Origin of the sequence: Streptomyces sp. NPDC001604, assembly GCF_042893475.1 — a bacterium.
Lineage (GTDB): Bacteria > Actinomycetota > Actinomycetes > Streptomycetales > Streptomycetaceae > Streptomyces.
Genome location: NZ_JBIAUY010000004.1, coordinates 266,847 through 289,158, shown reverse-complemented (window position 1 = coordinate 289,158; position 22,312 = coordinate 266,847). Strand labels below are relative to the sequence as shown.

General features: G+C 71.3%; 20 protein-coding genes. 13 read left to right on the top strand and 7 right to left on the bottom strand.

All coding sequences use genetic code 11. From position 1 onward, the window contains the following. Positions 1–109: 109 nt before the first annotated feature. From ACFY1E_RS14430 to ACFY1E_RS14420, 3 genes are all read left to right on the top strand, one after another. On the top strand, positions 110–730 hold the full coding sequence (locus ACFY1E_RS14430) for a helix-turn-helix transcriptional regulator (protein ID WP_389075426.1): 621 nt from the start codon (positions 110–112) through the stop codon (positions 728–730). A 186-nt stretch (positions 731–916) separates the two neighbouring features. Then, positions 917–1,933, top strand: a complete 1,017-nt coding sequence (locus tag ACFY1E_RS14425) for an ATP-binding cassette domain-containing protein (RefSeq protein WP_389075423.1) — start codon at positions 917–919, stop codon at positions 1,931–1,933. After that, positions 1,930–2,706 (top strand): ABC transporter permease, encoded by a 777-nt coding sequence (locus ACFY1E_RS14420; RefSeq protein ID WP_389075421.1) that lies wholly within the window; start codon positions 1,930–1,932, stop codon positions 2,704–2,706. Before ACFY1E_RS14425 ends, ACFY1E_RS14420 begins: the two co-directional genes overlap by 4 nt. Positions 2,707–2,776: 70 nt before the next feature. On the opposite strand, the gene ACFY1E_RS14415 is transcribed toward ACFY1E_RS14420, so the two are convergent. From ACFY1E_RS14415 to ACFY1E_RS14405, 3 genes are all read right to left on the bottom strand, one after another. After that, positions 2,777–3,625, bottom strand: a complete 849-nt coding sequence (locus tag ACFY1E_RS14415; protein WP_389075418.1) for a siderophore-interacting protein — start codon at positions 3,623–3,625, stop codon at positions 2,777–2,779. 102 nt (positions 3,626–3,727) lie between these two features. Further along, positions 3,728–4,657: a 5'-3' exonuclease H3TH domain-containing protein gene (locus tag ACFY1E_RS14410; RefSeq protein ID WP_389076025.1), complete on the bottom strand. Its 930-nt coding sequence runs from the start codon at positions 4,655–4,657 to the stop codon at positions 3,728–3,730. Between the two features lie 21 nt (positions 4,658–4,678). Next, complete coding sequence (locus ACFY1E_RS14405; protein WP_389075416.1) at positions 4,679–5,032, bottom strand: hypothetical protein; 354 nt, start codon at positions 5,030–5,032, stop codon at positions 4,679–4,681. A gap of 145 nt (positions 5,033–5,177) precedes the next feature. On the opposite strand from ACFY1E_RS14405, the gene ACFY1E_RS14400 reads away from it, so the two are divergent. From ACFY1E_RS14400 to ACFY1E_RS14385, 4 genes are all read left to right on the top strand, one after another. Then, a complete protein-coding gene (locus ACFY1E_RS14400; RefSeq protein ID WP_389075413.1) occupies positions 5,178–6,227 on the top strand; it encodes a glycine betaine/L-proline ABC transporter ATP-binding protein in 1,050 nt (349 codons plus the stop codon). Further along, positions 6,220–8,829, top strand: coding sequence for an ABC transporter permease/substrate binding protein (locus tag ACFY1E_RS14395; protein WP_389075411.1), 2,610 nt, complete (start codon positions 6,220–6,222; stop codon positions 8,827–8,829). The genes ACFY1E_RS14400 and ACFY1E_RS14395 overlap by 8 nt, the downstream gene beginning before the upstream one ends. 690 nt (positions 8,830–9,519) lie before the next feature. Then, positions 9,520–10,095, top strand: coding sequence for a helix-turn-helix domain-containing protein (locus ACFY1E_RS14390; RefSeq protein ID WP_389075409.1), 576 nt, complete (start codon positions 9,520–9,522; stop codon positions 10,093–10,095). 5 nt (positions 10,096–10,100) lie between these two features. Further along, positions 10,101–10,820, top strand: coding sequence for a helical backbone metal receptor (locus ACFY1E_RS14385; protein WP_389075407.1), 720 nt, complete (start codon positions 10,101–10,103; stop codon positions 10,818–10,820). Here the strand turns inward: ACFY1E_RS14385 and ACFY1E_RS14380 are convergent. After that, positions 10,732–11,904 carry a TDT family transporter gene (locus ACFY1E_RS14380; protein WP_389075406.1) on the bottom strand — a complete coding sequence of 391 codons (1,173 nt, stop codon included), beginning with the start codon at positions 11,902–11,904 and terminating at the stop codon, positions 10,732–10,734. The two genes, ACFY1E_RS14385 and ACFY1E_RS14380, sit on opposite strands and share 89 nt — an antisense overlap. 69 nt (positions 11,905–11,973) lie before the next feature. Here ACFY1E_RS14380 and ACFY1E_RS14375 point away from each other — a divergent pair, with 69 nt between their 5' ends. Continuing rightward, positions 11,974–12,897, top strand: coding sequence for a LysR family transcriptional regulator (locus ACFY1E_RS14375; RefSeq protein ID WP_389075404.1), 924 nt, complete (start codon positions 11,974–11,976; stop codon positions 12,895–12,897). Between the two features lie 63 nt (positions 12,898–12,960). Beyond that, the gene (locus tag ACFY1E_RS14370; RefSeq protein ID WP_389075401.1) at positions 12,961–13,863 is read left to right on the top strand and encodes an aminoglycoside phosphotransferase family protein; all 903 of its coding nucleotides are present in this window, start codon (positions 12,961–12,963) and stop codon (positions 13,861–13,863) included. Here the strand turns inward: ACFY1E_RS14370 and ACFY1E_RS14365 are convergent. Then, on the bottom strand, positions 13,838–14,623 hold the full coding sequence (locus ACFY1E_RS14365) for a gamma-glutamyl-gamma-aminobutyrate hydrolase family protein (protein WP_389075399.1): 786 nt from the start codon (positions 14,621–14,623) through the stop codon (positions 13,838–13,840). The genes ACFY1E_RS14370 and ACFY1E_RS14365 overlap by 26 nt on opposite strands. Positions 14,624–14,708: 85 nt before the next feature. After that, positions 14,709–15,443, bottom strand: a complete 735-nt coding sequence (locus ACFY1E_RS14360; RefSeq protein WP_389075397.1) for a FadR/GntR family transcriptional regulator — start codon at positions 15,441–15,443, stop codon at positions 14,709–14,711. 95 nt (positions 15,444–15,538) lie between these two features. Here ACFY1E_RS14360 and ACFY1E_RS14355 point away from each other — a divergent pair, with 95 nt between their 5' ends. The 4 genes from ACFY1E_RS14355 to ACFY1E_RS14340 are packed head-to-tail and all read left to right on the top strand — an operon-like array spanning position 15,539 to position 20,368. Further along, on the top strand, positions 15,539–16,909 hold the full coding sequence (locus ACFY1E_RS14355) for a glutamine synthetase family protein (protein ID WP_389075395.1): 1,371 nt from the start codon (positions 15,539–15,541) through the stop codon (positions 16,907–16,909). A gap of 8 nt (positions 16,910–16,917) precedes the next feature. Further along, complete coding sequence (locus ACFY1E_RS14350) at positions 16,918–18,282, top strand: aldehyde dehydrogenase family protein (RefSeq protein WP_389075393.1); 1,365 nt, start codon at positions 16,918–16,920, stop codon at positions 18,280–18,282. Positions 18,283–18,288: 6 nt separating this feature from the next. Then, positions 18,289–19,104: a 3-oxoacyl-ACP reductase gene (locus ACFY1E_RS14345; protein WP_389075390.1), complete on the top strand. Its 816-nt coding sequence runs from the start codon at positions 18,289–18,291 to the stop codon at positions 19,102–19,104. A 25-nt stretch (positions 19,105–19,129) separates the two neighbouring features. Then, complete coding sequence (locus ACFY1E_RS14340; RefSeq protein WP_389075388.1) at positions 19,130–20,368, top strand: haloacid dehalogenase-like hydrolase; 1,239 nt, start codon at positions 19,130–19,132, stop codon at positions 20,366–20,368. A 15-nt stretch (positions 20,369–20,383) separates the two neighbouring features. On the opposite strand, the gene ACFY1E_RS14335 is transcribed toward ACFY1E_RS14340, so the two are convergent. After that, positions 20,384–21,586 carry an amino acid deaminase/aldolase gene (locus ACFY1E_RS14335; protein ID WP_389075386.1) on the bottom strand — a complete coding sequence of 401 codons (1,203 nt, stop codon included), beginning with the start codon at positions 21,584–21,586 and terminating at the stop codon, positions 20,384–20,386. Positions 21,587–22,312 lie beyond the last annotated feature (726 nt).

The window sequence follows — 22,312 nt, the reverse complement described above, 5'->3', positions numbered from 1 at the left end:
CTCACGCCCTTGCTCTGCACCTCGAAACGCGATACATCGTGTGTATTGACGCCCCGCGGAGGGTCGCGATATGTTCGGTGGCGGATATTCGTAAGCGAGGTGATCCGTCATGGCGATGAAGCGCCGCAAGCTCAGCAACCCGCTGGCGCTCGCCGTGCTGGTCACGCTCTGGCAGAAGCCGATGCATCCGTACGAGATCGCCCAGACCCTGCGTCAACAGGGGAAGGACAACAGCACGAAGATCAAGTACGGCTCGCTCTACACCGTCGTGCAGAACCTCCAGAAGCACGGCTTCGTCGAGGTCGCGGACGTCGAGCGGAAGGGCAACCGGCCCGAGCGCACGGTCTACGGGCTCACCGAGGCGGGGCGGGAGGAGATGGCCGACTGGCTGTCCGATCTGCTGGCCGTGCCGGCCAAGGAGTTCCCGATCTTCGAGACCGCGCTGTCACTGCTCGGGGCGCTGCCCCCCGACGACGTGGTGCGGCTGCTCCAGGAGCGGCTGCAGAACCTCGAGGTGGAGGTGGCGAGCGGGCGCGCGGCACTGCAGAAGCTCGGCGAGACGCTTCCGAGGCTCTTCCTCGTCGAGGTCGAGTACCAGCTGCACATGGTCGAGGCGCAGGCGGAATGGGTCCGCGGTTTCCTGGAGGAGATCGAGAAGGGCTCGCTGCCGGGCGTCGACGCGTGGCGCCACTTCCACGAGACGGGGGAGCTGCCACCGGAGTTCACCTGACGAAAAACAGACCCCGGCCGGGCTGTTGCAGCAGCTGGGCCGGGGTCTCGAACCCCGAACTGAATCCGCCGTGAAGCGGCTCCAGGCGATCGAGGTGCGGCACACCCAGGATAGCCCGGCGCTCTTCACGCGGACGGATCAGTTGTCATCCGGTCGTTTGTCATCCGCTCATTCAGGAGAGCAGTCGTGAGTGCTACCCGTGCGCCCGCAGTGCAGGCGCGCCAGCTGATCAAGACCTACCCCGGTGAGGTCACCGCCCTGTGCGGCATGGACGTCACCGTCGAACCGGGCACCGTCTTCGGGCTCCTCGGGCCCAACGGCGCCGGCAAGTCCACCACCGTCAAGATCCTCACCACCCTCGCGCAGCCCGACTCGGGCACCGCCACCGTCGCCGGGCACGATGTGCTGCGCCACCCGGACCGGGTGCGCCGCGCGATCGGCGTGGTCGCCCAGAGCTCCGGCGCCGATCCGGTCGCCACCGGCCGCGAGAACCTCCAACTGCAGGGCAGGCTCTACGGGTTGAAGGGCGCCAGCCTGAGCAGCCGGGTGGACGAGCTGCTCGACCGCTTCAGTCTCGCCGACGCCGCGAAGCGTCCGGTCAAGGGCTACTCCGGCGGTATGCGACGCCGGCTCGACGTCGCCCTCGGTCTGGTGCACCGTCCCGAGGTGCTCTTCCTCGACGAACCCACCACCGGCCTGGATCCCGAGGCCCGCACGGCCATGTGGGACGAGATCGACCGGCTGGCGGGGGAGGAGGGCCTGACGATCCTGCTCACCACGCACTACCTGGAGGAGGCCGACCGGCTCGCCGAGCGCATCGCTATTGTCGACCGCGGCCGGGTCGTCGTCGAGGGCACTCCGGACTCCCTCAAGGGCGAACTCCGCGGCGACGCCGTCCACCTGGAGCTCCGGGAGCCGGTCGGCGAGGCCGGCCGTACGCTCCTCAAGGGCGCCCTCGGTGCTCTGCCCGGGATGCACGAGGTGCTGATCGACGGGCGCCGCGTCAGCGTCCGCGCCGACGACGGGGCCGCGGCCGTACCCGCGCTGCTCGGGGCGCTGGAGCGGGCCGGGGTCGGGGTGGCCGCCGCGACCGTTGCCCGGCCCTCCCTCGACGACGTCTACCTCCGCTACGCCGGCCGCCGTTACTCGGAGGCCGACGCCGAAGCCACTGAGAGCCTCGTCCCCGCCGGAGGTGCGCGATGAGCACGGCCGTCTCCCACACCTGGTACATGACGCAGCGTCAGCTGATGGTGTTCACCCGGCAGCCGGCGTACGCGGTCATCACGCTGATCCAGCCGGTGATCTGGCTGTTCCTGTTCGGCAACCTCTTCAAGAAGGTCGTCGAACTGGGCGGCTTCGGAACGACCACGTACCTCGACTACCTCGTCCCCGGTGTGGTCGTGATGAGTGCGCTCAGCTCCAACATGTGGGCCGGGATGGGCACGCTGGAGGAGATCCAGCGGGGTACGCTCAACCGCTTCCTGACCACTCCGGTCAGCCGGGCCGCGCTGATGAACGGCAATGTCGTCAACAACGGCCTGGTCACCGCGTTCCAGTCGGTCGTCATCGTGCTGCTCGCGCTGGCAGGCGGCGCCGACTACCCGGGCGGCGTCGGCGGCATCGCCGTCCTGGTCCTCGCCTCCGTGCTGCTCGGCACCGTCTTCGGGGCGCTGTCCAACGCTCTGGGCATGCTGGTGCAGGAGCGGGAGTCGATCATCGGCATCAACACCTTCCTGCTGCTGCCGCTGACGTTCCTGTCGAGCGCTTTCATGGCGCCGTCCCAGATGCCGTCCTGGATGTGGCACATCGCCGACTTCAACCCGCTCAACTGGGCGATGGTCGCGGGCCGTTCGGCACTGTCGGAGCACCCCGACTGGGGCGATGTGCTCAGCCGCGGCGGGGCGCTGCTGGCGCTCGCGGTGGCGGCGGTGTGGCTGTCGATCCGGACGTTCCGCTCGTACCAGCGGTCGGTGTGAGCGCACCTGTCGGTGCAACGGCAACGGCGAAGGGGCGGCACCTCGACGAGGTGCCGCCCCTTCGGACGTATCAGGCGGCGGACGCCGCGCTCTCCTGCTCCGCCTCGATGCGCGCGTTCCATTCCCGCTTGGAGGCCTGCCAGCCGTCCTCGTTGTGGCCGAGCCGCCAGTAGCCGGAGATCGACAGGTCCTCGCGCGGGACCGCCAGGTCGCAGCGCAGCAGCTGGCGCAGCTCCTTCACGAAGTGCGCCTCGCCGTGCACGAACGCATGCATCCGGCCCTCCGGGAACCGCAGCGACCGTACGGCCTCGACCAGCGCCTCGCCGATGGGCCGGTCCCCGCGGTGCAGCCAGACGACCTCCACATCGGAGTCGATCTTCTGCTCCTCCTCGGGGCCCGAGACCTCCACGAAGGCGTGCGCCGTGACGCCCTCGGGCAGCGATTCGAGGGAGCGGGCGATCGCAGGCAGGGCGCTCTCGTCGCCGACGAGCAGATGCCAGTCGGCGCTGAGGTCCGGGGCGTAGGCGCCGCCCGGGCCCATGAAGTGGACCGTCTCGCCCGGCTGGACGCGCGCCGCCCATGGGCCGGCCAGGCCCTCGTCGCCATGGATCACGAAGTCCAGCGTCAGCTCGCGGTGGACCGGATCCCAGGCCCGCACGGTGTACGTCCGGGTCACCGGCCACTGCTCGCGCGGGAGTTCCTCGCGGATGCGCTCCAGGTCGAAGGGTTCGGGGTAGGCAACACCCTCGCTCGGCGGGAACAGCAGCTTCACATAGTGGTCGGTGCAGGTGTCCGCCGCGAACCCGGCCAGACCCTCGCCACCGAGGACCACGCGCTGCATGTGCGGAGTCAGCCGTTCCGTGCGCACGACCTGCGCCGACTGGGCCTTCCGCGGCTTCCGTGCCGGGCGTTCTGCCATGGCGGCCTCCCTGTTCCCAAGCTTAGGTTTACCTAAGTTAGCATCTTCCCTCAGTTAACACCTCTCCCATGAAGACTTGATGAGCGCGCGTCGCCGGACACGTCACATCCCCAGCGTCGTCAGCAGACGCTGCAGCGAGCCGCCCAGTCCCCAGCGGACCGCCAGCTCGTCCAGTGCCGCCGAGTCGCGCGGGGCGTGCGGCAGGGCCGTGTCGACGTCCGGCAGCGGCACGTCGTCGGCGACCTTGACGACCTTCGGGGCCACGGCCACGTAAGGCCGTGCCTCGTCCAGCCGCTTGCGTTGCGACGGTGTGAGCTTCGACTTCGGGTCCTCGACCGCGGCCATGATCCCGGCCAGGTCCCCGAACTCGGCGAGCAGCTTCGCGGCCGTCTTCTCGCCGATGCCCGGCACCCCCGGCAGGCCGTCGCTCGGATCGCCGCGCAGCAGCGCCAGATCCGCGTACCCCGCGCCGTCCACCCCATACTTCTCGCGCAGCCAGTCCTCGTCGGTGAGCTGCAGCGTGCCGACGCCCTTGAGCGGGTAGAGCACGCGCACCCCTCGCGCGTCGTCCACCAGCTGGTACAGGTCGCGGTCGCCGGTGACGATGTCGACCGGGCCCTTCGCCCGCGCGGTGAACGTGCCGATCACGTCGTCCGCCTCATAGGGCTCGACGCCCACACGCGCGATGCCGAGCGCGTCGAGGACCGCCTCGATGACCGGCACCTGCGGGGACAGCGTGTCCGGCACCTCCTCCTCGTCCGGGCCGACCTCGTGCTCCTCGGCGACGCGGTGCGCCTTGTAGGAGGGGATCAGATCGACCCGCCACTGCGGGCGCCAGTCCGCGTCCATGCACGCCACCAGGTGGTCGGGGCGGTGGTCCTTGACCAGGCGGTCGATGAATTCGAGGAGCCCGCGCACGGCGTTCACCGGGGTGCCGTCCGGGGCCTTCACGGACTCCGGCACGCCGAAGTAGGCGCGGAAATAGAGCGAGGCGGTGTCGAGGAGCATCAGTCGTCCGGTCACGCCTCGCATCATGCCGTACGACACTGACAGTCACGCGCCGGCGAGCAGCCACCGCCAGCGCGGACGTTCGGTCACCAGGGTGGCGGCGGCCAAGAGCGACACGAGGACGGCCGCCCAGGCGGGGAACAGCCACCATGCGGAGATCACGGCCGCGACGAGCTGGAGCAGTACGAGCAGGACAGTGCCCCAGCCCGGTACGGCGACGACGACCTTCTCCTTGTCGCCGGGGGTGGAGAAGACGGTCGGCAGACCGATCAGCGCCAGCACCGCGAGGACGGCGAGCGGCCAGGAGTGCGGCCACAGTGCCCAGGGCGTGGCGATCCAGGCCACCAGCTCCGTCGCGAAGCGCAGCACCGACGCGCGTGTGTCGTCCGGCCGTTCCACAGTCGTCCCCCCAGGACACGCCCGATGTGAAGCACCGGCGGCGATCCTACGCACTGGTTGTGAACTGAACCACTTCCGCGTTTGCCCTGGTCGGCCGGGGGCAGGCGCGGCCCTTGTCCCCCCACCCCCGTGATGAGAGGCAGACGTGTCATCCAGGCTAGAGGCCGAGCACCTCTACAAGGTGTTCGGCAGACGACCCGACGACGCGGTCGAGCGGCTCCGACAGGGAGCCGACCGGGAGGAGCTGCGCGCCGACGGCACCACGGCCGCCGTGATCGACGCGTCCTTCACCGTGGAACCGGGCCAGATCTTCGTGGTCATGGGCCTGTCCGGCTCCGGCAAGTCCACGCTGCTGCGCATGCTCAACGGCCTGCTGGAACCGACCGCGGGACGGGTCCGCTTCGACGGCCAGGACCTGACCGCGCTCGGCGACCGCGAGCTGCGCGCGGTGCGCGCGCGGAAGATCAGCATGGTCTTCCAGCACTTCGCGCTGTTCCCGCACCGCAGCGTCCTCGAGAACGCCGGCTACGGCCTGGCCGTGCAGGGCGTGCCCCGCGCCGAGCGCGAGCAGCGCGCCGGCGAGGCGCTGGCCCTGTGCGGACTGGCCGGCTGGGAGAAGTCCTGGCCCGACGAGCTGTCCGGCGGCATGCAGCAGCGCGTGGGCCTCGCCCGCGCCCTCGCCACCGACGCCGATCTGCTGCTGATGGACGAGTCGTTCAGCGCCCTGGACCCGCTGATCCGCCGTGACATGCAGGACCAGCTGCTCGAACTGCAGCGGAGCCTGAAGAAGACCATCGTCTTCATCACCCACGACCTCAACGAGGCCATGCGCCTGGGCGACGGCATCGCCGTTATGCGCGACGGCCGTATCGTCCAGACCGGCACCGCCGAGGACATCCTGCTGCGGCCCGCGAACGACTACGTCGCCTCCTTCATCCAGGACGTCGACCGCTCCCGGGTCCTGACCGCGTCCGCCGTCATGGACACGGACGTACAGGGCGACGAGGCCGACTGCGGCTGCACGAGCCACTGCGAGACCGCGACGCCCGACACGCCGTTCACCGAACTCTGCGCGATGAGCGCCCGGATGACGCACCCCGTGGCCGTCCTCGACTCCCGGCACAAGCTCGTCGGCGTGGTCCCGACCGAGCGCCTGGTCGCCTTCCTCGGCAACGAGGAGGCCGTCCATGCCTAGGATCCCGCTCGGCGACTGGGTCAACAGCACCGTCGACTGGCTGCTGGCCCATGTGTCCTGGCTCTTCGACTTCTTCAAGACCGTCTTCACGGGCACCTACGACGGCATCAACGCCGTTCTGCAGGCCCCCGAGCCCCTGCTGCTCGCCGGCATCTTCGCCGTGCTCGCGTTCTGGCTCCGCGGCACCCTCGCAGGTGTCCTGACCTTCGTGGGATTCGCCTTCATCGACTCCCTAGAACTGTGGGACGACGCGATGGTCACCCTGTCGCTGGTCCTCGTCGCCACCATCATCGCGCTGGTGATCTCGGTGCCCGTCGGCATCTGGGCCGCGCGCTCCAACCGGGTCAGCGGGCTCGTCCGGCCCGTCCTCGACTTCATGCAGACGCTGCCCGCGATGATCTACCTCATCCCGGCGATCCTGTTCTTCGGCACCGGCGCCCCCGCGGGCATCGTCGCCACCCTGATCTTCGCGCTCGCCCCCGGCGTGCGCATGACGGAACTGGGCATCCGCCAGGTCGACAAGGAACTGGTCGAGGCCGCCGAGGCCTTCGGCACCTCGCCCCGCGACACCCTGCTGCGCGTCCAGCTGCCCCTCGCGCTGCCGACCGTCATGGCCGGTGTGAACCAGGTCATCATGCTCGGCCTGTCCATGGCCGCGATCGCCGGCATGGTCGGCACCGGCGGCCTCGGCGGCGACGTCAACGAGGCCATCGGCCAGCTCAACGTGGGCCTCGGCTCGGAGGCCGGTGTCGCGATCGTGATCCTCGCGATCTACCTCGACCGCATGACCAGCGCCCTGGGCACGCATGTCTCCCCGCTGGGCCGCCGCGCCGCCGCCAAGGCCCGCGCCGCCCAGGGCCTGAAGATCTGGTCGTACCGGCCCAGTCCGCAGATCGCGGTCATCGGTGTCGTGGTCCTCGCGCTCGTCGCGGGCGGCATGGGCGTCTTCGGCGGCAACAGCGGTTCCGCTCCGGTGGCCGACGGCAAGGACGTCGGCCAGGGCAAGAAGATCAGCATCGGCTACATCCCGTGGGACGAGGGCGTCGCCTCCACCTACCTCTGGAAGGAGATCCTCGAGGAGCGCGGCTACCAGGTGGACGCCAAGCAGTTCGAGGCCGGCCCGCTCTACACCGCGCTCGCCCAGGGCACCGTCGACTTCCAGACCGACGCCTGGCTGCCGACCACGCACGCCCAGTACTGGAAGAAGTACGGCAGCAAGCTCGACGACCTCGGTGCCTGGTACGGCAGGACCTCCCTGGAGCTGAGCGTCCCCTCGTACATGAAGGGCATCGACTCCCTGGACGACCTCAAGGGCAAGGGAGGCACCTTCGGCGGGAAGATCACCGGCATCGAGTCCAGCGCCGGCGAGACGGCCCTGCTCAAGAGCAAGGTCCTGCCGGACTACGGCCTGGACAAGGAGTACAAGGTCGTCGACAGCTCCACCCCGGCGATGCTGGCCGAGCTCAAGCGGGCGTACAGCCAGAAGCAGCCCATCGTCGTCACGCTCTGGTCGCCGCACTGGGCGTACAACGACTACAAGCTGAAGAAGCTGAAGGACCCCAGGGGCGCCTGGGGTGAGGGCGACGGTGTGCACACGCTCACCCGCAAGGGCTTCACGGGCGACAACCCCGTCGTCGGCAAGTGGCTGAAGAACTTCAGGATGAGCGAGAAGCAGCTCACCAGCCTCGAGGCCGAGATCAACAAGGCGGGCAAGGGCAAGCAGCAGGACGCCGTGCGGGCCTGGCTGAAGGACAATCCGGGGTTCGTGGACAAGGCGGCCCCCGTCCCGCACAACTCCGCCTCCGCCGAGGCCGGGCGGCCCGTGAACGTCGCCTGGTTCCCCTGGGACGAGGACATCGCCGTCACCTACCTCTGGAAGAACGTCCTGGAGCGGCGCGGCTACAAGCTCAACCTCAAGCAGATGGACGTCGGCCCGGTCTACACCGGACTCGCCTCCGGCGACCTGGACGTCAACTTCGACGCCTGGCTGCCGTACGCGCAGAAGAACTACTGGGACAAGTCCAAGGACAGACTCAAGGATCTCGGCACCTGGTACCAGCCGACCTCGCTGGAGGTCGCCGTGCCCTCGTACGTCAAGGGCGTGAAGTCCTACGAGGACCTCAAGGGCAAGGCGGGCCTCTTCGGCGGGAAGATCATCGGGATCGAGCCGGGCACCGGCGAGATGAACCTGCTCAAGACGAAGGTGCTGCCCGGCTACGGCCTGGACAAGGAGTACAAGGTCGTCGACGGCTCCACCCCGGCGATGCTGGCCGAGCTCAAGCGCGCCTACGCCCAGAAGAAGCCCGTCGCCGTGGTGCTGTGGTCGCCGCACTGGGCGTACAGCCGGTACGACCTGACCAAGCTGAAGGACGACAAGAAGCTCTTCGGCGAGGGCAACACGATCCGCACCATCTCCAACGAGAAGTTCCCCGAGCGGTACCCGCAGCTCACCGAGTGGATCAAGAACTTCAGGATGAGCGAGGCCGAGCTCGGCAGCCTGGAGGCCGAGATCAACAAGGGCGGCCAAGGGCACGAGGAGGAGGCCGTCGCCGCCTGGCTCAAGGAGCACCAGGACATCGTCGGCCGGATGACACCTCAGTAGGCCGGATGACGCTTCCGTAGGGGAAGCACGCGCGCGTGGGCGGTCCGTTTCGCGACGGGCCGCCCACGCGCGCGTGAAGGGCGTACGAAAAGGATCCGGCCAACCACGGAGCGCCATGTCATCGCCCAAGCCTCATCGCTCTCCGGGCCGGAAGTGCCGAGTGCACATGCACCGCGCCGCGCGCTCTGGTCGACCGGGCCGAAGCCGCCCCCGGCGTCACCTCGATGGATGGCGGCACCATCGAACTGACCAGCCATGACCGGCAGGATCGCGACACGGGGAGCCAACTGGGCGCCGCGCCGCCGACGTAGGGAACCGGCGGACGTATGCCCGCGATCCCGGCACCGGACGGGCCGACCGGAGCCTGATCCGCCCGCCCGCGGACGGCGGATCCCGCACTGACCGCCGCCCGCCCCCACCACCGGCCCTGTCCGCCCTCCGGCCCCACTGGTCAGCGGCTTCGTCCCGAAGGAGGAATCCGCGCCCGGCGAGTGGGCAGAGCCCATCCGCGGGTCGGAGTTGGCGAATTGACCGCACGCAGTGTTTACGGGGATGTGACGGGCGCATGAAACGGTTTGCCGAACCTGCGTAAGGTGCAGAGAACTCATCAACGAGCCGCACCGGGACCCTGGTGCACGGCACACGGAACCGCGCCACACGGACACACGAGCGAAGGAGGGAGCCGGAGCGATGGGCGACCACAAAGACGACCACAAGGATCAGCCCCTGCGAGTGGGCGCGGCCGTGCGGCGACGCCGTCGGGCGCTGCAGCTCACCCTCGCCGTGGTGGCCGGGCGCAGCGGCCTGTCGGTTCCCTTCCTGAGCCAGATCGAGAACGACCGGGCGCGGCCCAGCAGAACGTCCCTGGAGAAGGTCGCCGACGCCCTGCGCACCACCGCCGTGGAACTCCTCGCCGCCGCCGACCCGGCGTGCAGCGTCGACGTCGTGCGCGCCGAGCCCGATCCGGTGGCCGAGCCGCGGATGCGTTCACTGGTACGGGGGCACCACCAGATGCATGCCTCGGAGTTCACCGGGGACCATGACGCGGGCCGCGAATTCCAGTACCGCAACGATCAGTTGATGTATGTCGCCGACGGTGCGGTGGAGATCGAGGCCGAGGGGCGGGCCTACCGGCTCGGCCGCGGCGACACGCTGTATCTGACGGGTGGCGTACGCCACCGGTGGCGGGCCACCGTGTCGGACACGCGTGTGGTCGTCGTCGCGGTCGCCGAGCACGTCGAGGCGGTCCAGAACCGGTCGCGGTAGTGCCGGTGCGCGTCGTCTCCCTCGTCCCGTCGCTGACGGAGGCGATCGCGGTCTCTGTCCCCGGCGCCCTGGTCGGCGCGACCGACTGGTGCACGCACCCCGCCGGCCTGGACCTCCCCCGCATCGGCGGCACCAAGAACCCCGAGCTCGACTGCATCCTCGCGCTCGCCCCGGACCTGGTGGTGGCCAACGCGGAGGAGAACCGCGAACCCGACCTGGCGGCGCTGCGCGCGGCGGGCGTCGAGGTCCTGGTGACGGTGGTGTGTGACGTACCGCAAGCGTTCGCGGAGCTGGCCCGGGTGCTGGAGGCCTGCGGGGCGACCTCCCGCCCCCGCTGGCTCGACGAGGCCGAGACGACCTGGTCCCGCCTGCCGAGCCCCGAGCACCGTACGACGGCCGTGGTCCCGATCTGGCGCCGCCCCTGGATGGTCCTGGGCCGGGACACCTTCGCGGGCGACGTACTCTCCCGCCTCGGCGTCGACCACCTCTACGCCACCCACCCCGACCGCTACCCCCGCATCCCGCTCGACGACCTGCGGACGGCCGCACCGGACGTCGTCGTCCTGCCGGACGAGCCGTACCGTTTCACGGCCGACGACGGCCCGGAGGCATTCCCCGGCCTGAAGTGCGCCCTGGTCAGCGGGCGCCATCTGACCTGGTACGGACCGTCGTTGACCGAGGCGCCGCGGGTGCTGGGCGAGGCGCTGCGAGCAGTGCTCCGCTGAGCAGACCGCGGGCCGTGTGCAGGGCGGCGGCGGCCCAGGCGGTGAGGAGCAGGACGTACAGCGTGACCGTGAGCCACTCGTATGCGACGAGCCCGGTGTGCCGGGCGAGCGTCTCGGCGCCCGTGACACACGTCCCCACCGGGAAGGTGAACGCCCACCACGTCATCGCGAAGCCCATGCCCTGCCGCCGCGCCCGCACCACATGCGCGGTGGCGAACACCAGCCAGAGCAGTGCGAAGCCCATCACCGGCACGCCGTACAGGACGGCGAGGATGCCGAATCCCTCGCTGTACGGCGCCGGTACGACACCCGGTGCCACGTCCGCGAACTTGCCGACCGCGGTGGTGGACTGCCCGAGCGGTCCGAGCACCAGGAACAGCGTCGGGGCCAGGGCGAGGGGCAGTGGACCGCCGGTGATCAGCCGGCCGAAGATCACCGGCAGCATCAGCAGGGTCGCGAGGAGACTGAGCCCGAACATCGCGAAGCAGGCGAACAGGAGCGTCTGCCGGGGCTGCCCGTCCGGCAGGTGCGGCACGAGGAGCGGCCCGAGCGCCGCGGACACCATGGGCGCGACGACGGGCAGCAGCCACACCGGCGTGGCCTGGTCCGGCTCCACCTTGTGCCGTACGGCCATGAGGTACGGCACGGCGACGGCCGCCGCGAGTCCCACCACCGTCCCGGCGGTGAACAGCACGGCATCGAGAAGGAGCGCGTCGTGCGGTCCGATCCAGTCCCGGCCGACCGTGACGGCGCCGCCGCCGACGGCCAGCAGGGCCATGGCGAGACACCCGTAGAACGGTGCCGTCGCCGGGTCGAGGAGGTGGGCGCGGGCCTGGTCGCGATGGTGCCTCCAGTGCAGGGCGCGGGCGGCGAGCAGAGCGAGCAGGAGGCCGAGGGAGAGGGCCCACCCGGCTGCGCAGACGGTGCGCAGGCCGGGGATGTCGAGGGGGAGCGCCGACCCTGCGGTGGCGACGATGGCGGTGCCCATGACGGTGGCGTACCAGTTGGGCCCGAGATGGCGGACGGCTGTGGCGCGCGGAGGGCGTGCGGTGGCACGCGGAAGGGGCTGGGCTGCGGTGACCATGCTTCACGGTCTCGCTGCCGGTCTCGTGCGACCAGGGAGTATGTCTCTATGAGGGCATAAGCTGGAGTTATGAGTGAGAGGGAGGAGCCGTCGGCAGTCGTCGTCCCGCTGGCGCATCGGGTGCCCGATCTCGGGGCGCTTGAGCTGTTGCTGGCGGTGGCGCGGCTCGGCAGTCTGGGCGGGGCCGCGCGGGAGGTGGGGATCACCCAGCCGGCGGCGAGCAGCCGCATCCGTTCCATGGAACGGCAGTTGGGGGTGGCCCTCGTCGACCGTTCGCCGCGCGGCTCCCGCCTCACGGACGCCGGTGCGCTGGTCACGGACTGGGCGCGGCGGATCGTGGAGGCGGCAGAGGCCTTCGACGTGGGCGCGCAGGCGCTGCGGGACCGGCGGGACTCCCGGCTGCGGGTGGCGGCGAGCATGACCATCGCCGAGTACCTGCTGCCCGGCTGGCTGTTGGCGCTGCGCGCCCAGCGGCCCGACACGGCGGTGTCCCTGCTTGCGGGCAACTCGGCGGCGGTGGGGGAGCGGTTGCTGTCGGGCGAGGCCGATCTGGGCTTTGTGGAGGGGGTCAGTGTGCCGCCCGGGCTGGACTCGACGGTGATCGCCCACGACCGTCTGATCGTGGTGACGGCACCCGGGCATGCGTGGGCCCGGCGCCGGCGTCCGCTGGAGGCCGCGGAGCTGGCGGCGACGCCGCTGATCCTGCGCGAGAAGGGGTCGGGGACCCGGCAGGTCCTGGACGCGGCGCTGGGTGGGCTGGCGCGGCCGCTGATCGAGCTGTCGTCGACGACTGCGGTGAAGGCTGCGGCGGTCAGTGGGGCGGGGCCGGCGGTGTTGAGTGAGCTGGCGGTGGGGGAGGAGCTCGCCGTGCGGCGACTCGTGCCGGTGCCGGTCGACGGCGTCGCGCTCGCCCGGGACCTGCGGGCGGTGTGGCCGACAGGGCACCGGCCGGTGGGACCGGCACGCGATCTCCTGTCGCTGACCCGCGGATAACGACATTTCCCCGCCCCGCCCGCCGCAGGCGTCCGCACCCCCTGGGAGGCACTCCCACCCCCCGTGCGCGACGGAGTCGCAGACGTGCTCGGCGGCACCCCCGTCGTCCACGCCGTAACCCAACCCGGCGGCTTCTCCCCGGGCACGGCCGCTCGCATCCGAACCGCCGCCGGCCGCCGCGCCTTCGTCAAGGCGGTCAGCGCGGACATCAACCCGCACAGCCCCACCCTGCACCGCACCGAGGCCCGCCACACCGCCGCCCTCCCGCACACCGTCCCCGCGCCCCGCCTCCTCGGCACCTACGACGACGGCACCTGGGTCGCCCTGGTCCTGGAGGAGATCCCGGGCCGCCAGCCCCATGTCCCCTGGCGGGAGCGGGAGTTGCAGCGCGTCCTCGACGCCGTGGGAGAGCTCAGCCGCACCCTCACCCCGTCCCCCGTGGCCGCACCACCCGTCGCCGAGGCCCTCGCCGACGACTTCACCGGCTGGCAGCGCCTGCGCGCACAGGAGACGCACGAGCTCCGCGGCCGCCTGGACGAATGGGCCCTCGCCCACCGGTCCCGCCTTGCCGACCTGACCGCCGACTGGGCGGCCGCCGCCTCCGGCGACACCCTCGCCCACGCCGACCTGCGCGCCGACAACATGCTGCTCACCGCCGACGACCGCATCGTCTTCGTCGACTGGCCGCACGCGGTACGTGCGGCGCCCTGGTTCGACCTGCTGGTGATGCTGCCCTGCGTCAGGGCCCAGGGCGGACCCGACCCGGAGGAGGTGTTCACCGCTCATCCCGTCGGCCGGGAGGCGGACCCGGACGCCGTCACCACCGCTCTCGCCGCGTTGGCCGGCTACTTCGTCGCGCACGCCCTGCAGCCGCCGCCACCCGGCCTTCCCACCCTGCGCGCCTTCCAGCGCGCCCAGGGCGACGCCGCCCTCGCCTGGCTCAGGAGACGGCTGAAGGCCTCGTAGCCGAAGAAGCCGAGGAAGCCGAGGAAGCCGAGGAAGCCGAGGAAGCCGAGGAAGCCGGAGAAGCCGGAGAAGCCGAAGAAGCCGCCTCCACCAGCGCCCGCATCACCCGCAGGTCGTCCCCCATCTCCGGATGCCACTGCACACCCAGCACCCAGCCGTCGGCGGACGGCAGTTCCAGTGCCTCCACCGTCCCGTCCGCCGCGTGGGCCGAGGGGATCAGGCCGGTGCCGAGCCGGTCGACGGCCTGGTGGTGATAGGTCGGTACGGACGTCTCCTCGGGGACGGCGGCGGCGTACCGCGTGCCGGGCACCGGCTTGACCGGGTGGTGGCCGAAGACGCCGACGACCTCGGCGTGGCCGTCGATGTGCTGGACCAGCGTGCCGCCCAGGGCGACGTTCAGGAGTTGCATGCCCCGGCAGATGCCCAGCAGGGGGATGCGCGCGGCCAGAGCGGCATCGATCAGCGCCAGTTCCCAGGCGTCCCGGGCACGGGCCGGAGGGCCCGTCCGCGGATGGGGCTCCGCGCCGTAGTGGACCGGCTCGACGTCCGGGCCGCCCGCGATCACCAGACCGTCGAGACGTGCGACGGCCGCGGAGGCGTGCTCCGGAGCGTCCGGCGGCAGCATCGCGGCCAGTCCGCCGGCGCGCTGCACCAGCCGCGGGTAGCCGGCCGGCAGCAGCGCGGCCTCCAGCTCCCACACGCCCCAGCGCGCCCCGGCCTCCAGATACGTGCTGATGCCGATCAGCGGCCCGTCCGCCATGCGCCCTCCCGGTCCTGCAAAGGATTGTATTCGTACCTTTGTCGAGAGGGGCCCTCGAAGGCAAGGCCCCCGGGAAAGCGGCTCCTCACGCCAGGAAGCCCCTGAGCAGCGCCGCCGTCCCGGCGCAGTGCTCCCGCATCATCTCCCGCGCCCCGTCCGCGTCCCCGTCCAGCACCGTCTCCACCAGCGCGACGTGCTGCCGCTGCGAGTGCTCCAGGTTGCGGACGAGCAGCGGGATGCAGTCGAGCAGGTCGTTCACCGTGGCCCGGACCGCCGCGTACTGCGCGGTGAGTGTCGGCGATCCGCACAGCTCGGCCAGCGTCAGATGCAGCATCGTGTCCAGCCGCCGGTAGTCGGCGAGCGGGGCGTCGCCCGTGCGGGCCAGCGCCTCGCGCAGCCGGTCCGCCTGCTCCTTGCCCAGGCCGTGCGTGGCGCACAGCCCGGCCGCCCCGACCTCCAGGACCTCCCGGAAACGCAGGACGTCCTCGATGTCGACCTCGGCGACCCGCCGCCGCAGCTCGTCCTCGCCGCCCGCGTCCGCACGCGGCAGGACGAACGTGCCGCCGTAACGCCCGCGCCGGGACTCCACCAGACCCTGGTCCTGCAGCACCTTCAGCACCTCGCGCAGCGTCACCCGGCTGATCCCGAGCCGCTCCGCCAGCTCCCGCTCGGCGGGCAGCCGCTCGCCCCCCGGCACCAGGCCCAGCCGTACGACCTGCAGGATCTGCTCCAGAGCCTCCTCGAAGCCGTTGCCCGCGCGCACCGGCCGCAGTACCGGTGTGAGCCGGTCCTCCAGGCTGCCGTCCGGATCCAGCGACATCCCGCCGCACCCCCTTCCCAAGCAATGGTTCTCCGCAATACCTTATGGCTTCCGGCCCGGTCGAAAAAGCGAGCAGAAGCCGAAGGAGCTCTCCCGTGGCAGACCGCACACCCCCGCTCAGCGTCGAGGAGCTGCATGCCCTCGTCGCGAGCGGTGAGATCGACACTGTCGTCCTGGCCTTCCCCGACATGCAAGGGCGGCTCCAGGGCAAGCGGTTCGCCGCACGTTTCTTCCTCGACGAGGTCCTCCACCACGGCACCGAGGGCTGCAACTACCTCCTCGCCGTCGACACCGAGATGAACACGGTCGACGGCTACGCGATGTCCTCCTGGGAGCGCGGCTACGGCGACTTCGCCATGCACCCGGACCTGCGCACCCTGCGCCGGGTGCCCTGGAACGCCGGTACCGCCATGCTGATCGCCGACCTCGCCTGGAACGACGGCTCGCCCGTGGTCGCCGCCCCGCGGCAGATCCTCCGCCGCCAGCTGGAGCGCCTCGCCGAGCACGGCTTCACCGCCCAGGTCGGCACCGAGCTGGAGTTCATCGTCTTCAAGGACACCTACGAGCAGGCCTGGGACGCCAATTACAGAGGGCTGACGCCGGCGAACCAGTACAACATCGACTACTCGGTGCTGGGCACGGGACGCATCGAGCCCCTGCTGCGCCGTATCCGCAACGAGATGGCGGGCGCCGGCCTGACGGTCGAGTCCGCCAAGGGCGAGTGCAACCCGGGCCAGCACGAGATCGCCTTCCGCTACGACGACGCCCTCGTCACCTGCGACCAGCACGCCATCTACAAGACCGGCACCAAGGAGATCGCCGCCCAGGAGGGCGTGTCGATCACCTTCATGGCCAAGTACAACGAGCGGGAGGGCAACTCCTGCCACATCCACCTCTCGCTGGCGGACGCGGCGGGGAACAACGCCATGGCGGGTTCCTCCGACGACCCCGGCGGCATGTCGGACGTCATGCGGTACTTCCTCGCCGGACAGCTCGCCGCCCTGCGCGACTTCTCGCTCCTGTACGCCCCCAACATCAACTCCTACAAGCGGTTCCAGCCGGGCTCCTTCGCCCCGACCGCCGTCGCCTGGGGCTACGACAACCGCACCTGTGCGCTCAGAGTCGTGGGCCACGGCCGCTCGCTGCGCTTCGAGAACCGGCTGCCGGGCGGTGACGTCAACCCGCACCTCGCCGTCGCCGGGCTGGTCGCGGCCGGGCTGTACGGCATCGAGCAGAAGCTGGAGCTGCCCGAGCCCTGTGCGGGGAACGCGTACACCGCCGAGTACGAGCACGTCCCGACCACCCTGCGCGAGGCCGCCGAGCTCTGGGAGAACAGCCCCATCGCCAAGGCCGCCTTCGGCGACGAGGTCGTCGCGCACTACCGCAACATGGCGCGCGTCGAGCTCGAGGCCTTCGACGCCGCGGTGACCGACTGGGAGCTGCGCCGCTCCTTCGAACGCATGTGAGGCCCCTGTTGTCTGCCGAGCACGAACTCGTCGTACTGAACCCGGCCACCGAGGAGGTCGTCGCCACCGTCCCCGCCGCAGACGCGGCCGAGGTGGACCGCGCCGTCACCCGCGCGGTGTCCGCCCAGCGGACCTGGGCGGCCGCCGCACCCGCCGACCGGGCCCGGCTGCTGCGCCGCTTCGCCGACGTCGTCGACGCGCACGTCGAGGAGCTGGCCCAGCTGGAGGTCCGCGAGGCGGGCCACGTCCTCGGCAACGCCCGCTGGGAGGCCGGCAACGCCCGTGACCTCCTGCTGTACTCCGCGGGCGGTGCCGAACGCCTCCTCGGCAAGCAGATCCCCGTGACCGGCGGCTGGGACGTCACCTTCCAGGAGCCGCTCGGCGTGGTCGGCGTCATCGCGCCCTGGAACTTCCCGATGCCCATCGCCGCCTGGGGCTCCTTCCCGGCCCTCGCCGCGGGCAACGCGGTCGTCCTCAAGCCCGCCGAGACCACCCCGCTGACGGCCCTGCGGCTGGCCGAACTCGCCCTGGAGGCGGGCCTGCCGGAGCACCTCTTCCAGGTCGTCCCGGGTTACGGCCACACCGCCGGCCGTGCACTCGTCGACCACCCCGACGTGGCGAAGATCGTGTTCACCGGCTCCACGCGCACCGGCCGCGAGGTCATGGAGCGCTGCGCCCGGCTGGTCAAGCCGGTCACGCTCGAACTCGGCGGCAAGAGCCCCAACATCGTCTTCGCCGACGCCGACCTCAAGACCGCCGTCGACCCCTTCTCCTTCCTGGACAACTCCGGCCAGGACTGCTGCGCCCGCACCCGGATCCTGGTCCAGGAAGCGGTGTACGACGAGGTCCGCGAACTGCTCGCCGACGCGCTGGCGTCCGTCGTCGTGGGCGACCCCGCCGACGAGAAGACCCAGATGGGTCCGCTGATCAGCCGTCAACAGCTGGACCGGGTGCGGTCCTTCGTGTCCGACGACGCCCCGGCCCTGCGCGGGAACGCCCCGGACGGGCCCGGCTTCTGGTTCCCGCCGACCGTCCTCACCGGCGAGCGGCACGACTCGGAGGCGTCCCGCGAGGAGATCTTCGGCCCCGTCGCCGTCCTGCTGCCCTTCACCGACGAGGCCGACGCGGTCCGCCTCGCCAACGACACCCCGTACGGACTGGCCGGCTCCCTGTGGACCCGCGACCTGGGCCGCGCCCTGCGCGTCTCGCGGGCCGTCCGCGCCGGCAACCTCTCCGTCAACTCCCACTCCAGCGTCCGCTACTGGACCCCCTTCGGCGGCTACAAGCAGTCCGGCCTGGGCCGCGAGCTCGGCCCGGACGCCCTGGCCGCCTTCACCGAAACCAAGAACGTCTTCATCAGCACGGAGGCCTGACCGCTCATGACCGAACAGACTGATACATCTCCTGGGGGTTCCCCCCAGACCCCCGGCTGCCGCCGCCTGGTGGGCCGTACGGCCGTCATCACCGGAGCCGGCAGCGGCATCGGCCTCGCCACCGCGCGCCGGCTCGCCTCCGAGGGCGCGAACGTCGTCTGCGGCGACGTCGACGAGGCCCGCGGCAAGGCGGCCGCCGACGAGGTCGGCGGGACCTTCGTCAAGGTCGACGTCACCGACGCCGAGCAGGTCGAGGCCCTCTTCAAGACGGCCTTCGACACCTACGGCAGCGTCGACATCGCCTTCAACAACGCGGGCATCTCCCCGCCCGACGACGACTCCATCCTGGAGACCGGCCTGGAGGCCTGGAAGCGCGTCCAGGAGGTCAACCTCACCTCCGTCTACCTCTGCTGCAAGGCCGCCATCCCCTACATGCGGCAGCAGGGCAAGGGCTCCATCATCAACACGGCGTCCTTCGTGGCCCGGATGGGCGCCGCCACCTCCCAGATCTCGTACACGGCCTCCAAGGGCGGCGTGCTCGCCATGTCCCGCGAACTGGGCGTGCAGTTCGCCCGCGAGGGCATCCGCGTGAACGCCCTCTGCCCGGGCCCGGTCAACACCCCGCTCCTCCAGGAACTGTTCGCGAAGGACCCCGAGCGGGCCGCCCGCCGCCTGGTCCACATCCCGGTCGGCCGGTTCGCCGAGGCCGAGGAGATCGCCGCCGCCGTCGCCTTCCTGGCCAGCGACGACTCCTCCTTCGTCAATGCCACCGACTTCCTGGTGGACGGCGGAATCGCGGGCGCGTACGTCACGCCGCTGTAGGGACGAAACGGTACGGTCCACGCGTATGCGACCCCTTCTCGCGTGGACCCTGGCCGCGGCCGCCGCCCTGGCGGCCGCGCCCACCGCACCCCCCGTTCCCCCGCACTCGAACTGCCCCCGCCTGACCGGCATCTGGTACGGCGACAACCGCGCCCGCCTCCAGCAGGTGATCGACGAACGCGGCACCTGCTCGGGAGCCGGCGGCCACCCGGTCGCCGTCTTCGACTGGGACAACACCGTCACCAAGAACGACGTCACCGACGCCACTCTCTCCTGGGTCCTCAGACACGACCGGCTCCTGCGCCCGGCCCGCTGGAAGGACACCAGCCCCTGGCTCACCGACGCCGCCGACCGCGCCCTGACCGAGGCCTGTGGCACCGGCACCCCCGAACCACTGCGCACCTCGGCCAACGCCCGCTGCACGGACGAGATCCTCGACATCCGCGAGAACGCCACCACCGCGAGCGGCGCCCCTGCCTTCGCCGGCACCTGGAACCACCGCCGCACCGTCCCGCAGTACGCCTGGGTCCCCCAGCTCTTCGCCGGCCGCACCCCCGCCGACCTCGCCTCCTACGCCCGCGAGGCCCGCACCGAGGCCCTGGCGGCGCCCATCGGCGCCACCCGCACCCTCGGCACCCACACCGTGCCCGCCTACGTCCGCTACTACGACCAGCAGCGCGACCTCATCCGCACCCTCCGGCGGGCCGGATTCGACGTCTACATCGTCTCCGCGGGCTCCGAACCGATCACCGAGGTCTGGTCCCGGGCCATCGGCATCGACCCCGCCCACACCATCGCCATCCGCTCGCTCCTCGACCGCCGCGGCCGCATCACACCCAGCAACCAGGGCTGCGGCAACGTCCCCGCGACCCGCGGCACGGCGATCCCGTACATCGACGGCAAGCGCTGCTGGATCAACCAGGAGATCTACGGCGTCCACGGCGCCGCAGCCTGGCAACGGCAGCCGTGGCCGCGGCGCCCGGTCCTCGCGGCCGGGGACGCCGACACCGACGTCACCTTCGTCGGCGACGCGACCGGCGCACACCTCGTCCTCAACCGCAACAAGCCGGAACTGATGTGCCGGGCCTACGACAACGCCGACGGCCGCTGGCTGATCAACCCCATGTTCATCGACCCCCTGCCGCGCAGGCCGGACCCGTACCCGTGCTCGACCAAGGCCCACAACGCGTCCGACGGCGCCAAGGACGCCCTCCTGCGGGACGACGGCTTCGTCGTCCCGGACCAGGCGGACACCGTGTACTGACCGGCACTCCACCGCCTAGAGGAAGGTGTGGCCTTCCCCGCGGTACGTCGGGACGGTCGCCGTCACCGCGTCCCCCTCGACCAGGTGCAGCACGTCGAAGCGCTCGCACAGCTCACCGGCCTTGGCGTGCCGGAACCACACCTTGTCGCCGATCAGCAGGTCGTCGGCGGGGGAGCCGAGCAGCGGGGTCTGCACCTCGCCGGGCCCCTCCTGTGGGTCGTAGCGCAGCCCCTCGGGCAGGTACGGGACGGGCAGCCGGTCGCTGCCGGGCGCACCGGAGGCGGGATATCCGCCGCCGAGGACCGTGACGACCCCGACCCCTGGGCGCCGTACGACGGGCTGGGCGAACAGGGCCGCCGGACGCCCGCTGAACGAGGTGTAGTTGTCGAACAGCCGGGGCACGTACAGCCCCGAACCGGCGCCGATCTCGGTGACGGCGTCCTCGGCGGCGGTGTGCTGCACGCTGCCGGTGCCGCCGCCGTTGACGAACTCCAGATCCGGTACGACGGCCCGCACCGCACGCACCACCTCGCCGCGCCGCTCGGCGAGCTCCCGGCGGGCCGTCGCCTGCATGAGCCGTACGGCACGCGACCGCAGCGGCCGCCCGGCGACGGAGTCCCCGACGCCGGCGATGTGGCCCTCGTACGCCATGATCCCCACGACCTTGAACCCCGGCCGCCGGGCCACCAGCCGGGCCATGTCGGCGACCTGGGCGGGCGAGTGCAGCGGCGAGCGGCGCGCCCCGACGCGCACGCGCCCCCCGAACAGCTTCAGAGCGGTGTCCAACTCCAGGCAGACCCGGATGACTTCACGCCCGCCCTCGCGGGCCTCGTCGATGAGCCGCAGCTGCGCGGGATCATCGATCATCACGGTCACGGCGGCGGCGAGCTTGGGGTCGGAGGCCAGCTCGGCGAAGCGGGCGCGGTCCGCGGACGGATAGGCGAGCAGGATGTCGTCGAAGCCGCCGCGAGCCAGCCACAGGGACTCGGCGAGGGTGAACGACATGATGCCCGCGAACCCGTCCCTCGCGAGGACCCGCTCCAGCAGGGGCCGGCAGCGGACGGACTTGCTGGCGACCCGGATCGGCTTGCCGCCCGCGCGGCGCACGAGGTCGTCCGCGTTGGCGTCGAAGGCATCCAGGTCCACGATGGCGAGAGGGGCGTCGAGATGGGCGGTGGCCCGGTCGTAACGGACCCGGTCGGCGGCGCGCGCAGTCATGAACGAAGCCTGCCAGACAGGATTACCGCAGGGTAGGGGGACGTTCCGGGCAGATGCCTCGTGCTCGTGGACTGGTTCCCGCATCGACAGGGGCAGCCCGTAGAGTGACGCGCACGTACGGCGGAACGGCGCCGGTTGCACATGCATCCGGATGCCGGTCCGTTCGTGCGGGTATGCGTGCCCGGGACGGACTGGCCCGGCGTCGATCGGTTGAGCGCAAGGACGACGGCCCGCGTACAGGTAGACGGCCCGGGCGCGAGGAAACGGGGGGCGCATGAGCACGGAAGCGCAGCACGCCTCCATTCCGCCGCGCCCTGCCCAGCCGCCGACGGTCGGGTCGTCGCCGTCGGAAAGCCGGCCGGGGGACGCCGAGACGACCTCCGGCGGGGCCTGGTCCCCGTGGCGGGGCTCCGAACGCTTCGAGGCCTTCGGTCACCGCACCCCCTCCACGGGTTCGAACGCCGAGCCCGAACCGACCGGGGGCGGTGTGGTGGGGGGCGAGGCCTGGTCGAGCCCGCAGACGCCACCCCCGCCGCAGGCCTCGGCCCGCTTCCCGGACACCCCTCCGGCGGCCGACCGCGAGGAAGCCCGCACCGCCGTACCTCCACGCCCGAGGCACCGCCCCACACCCGTGGAAACCCCCCAGGAGTCCACCACACGCCTACGCCCGATCCCGCCGACCACTCCGGACGCTCCCGCTGCTTCGGGCACGCGATCCGGTTCGCC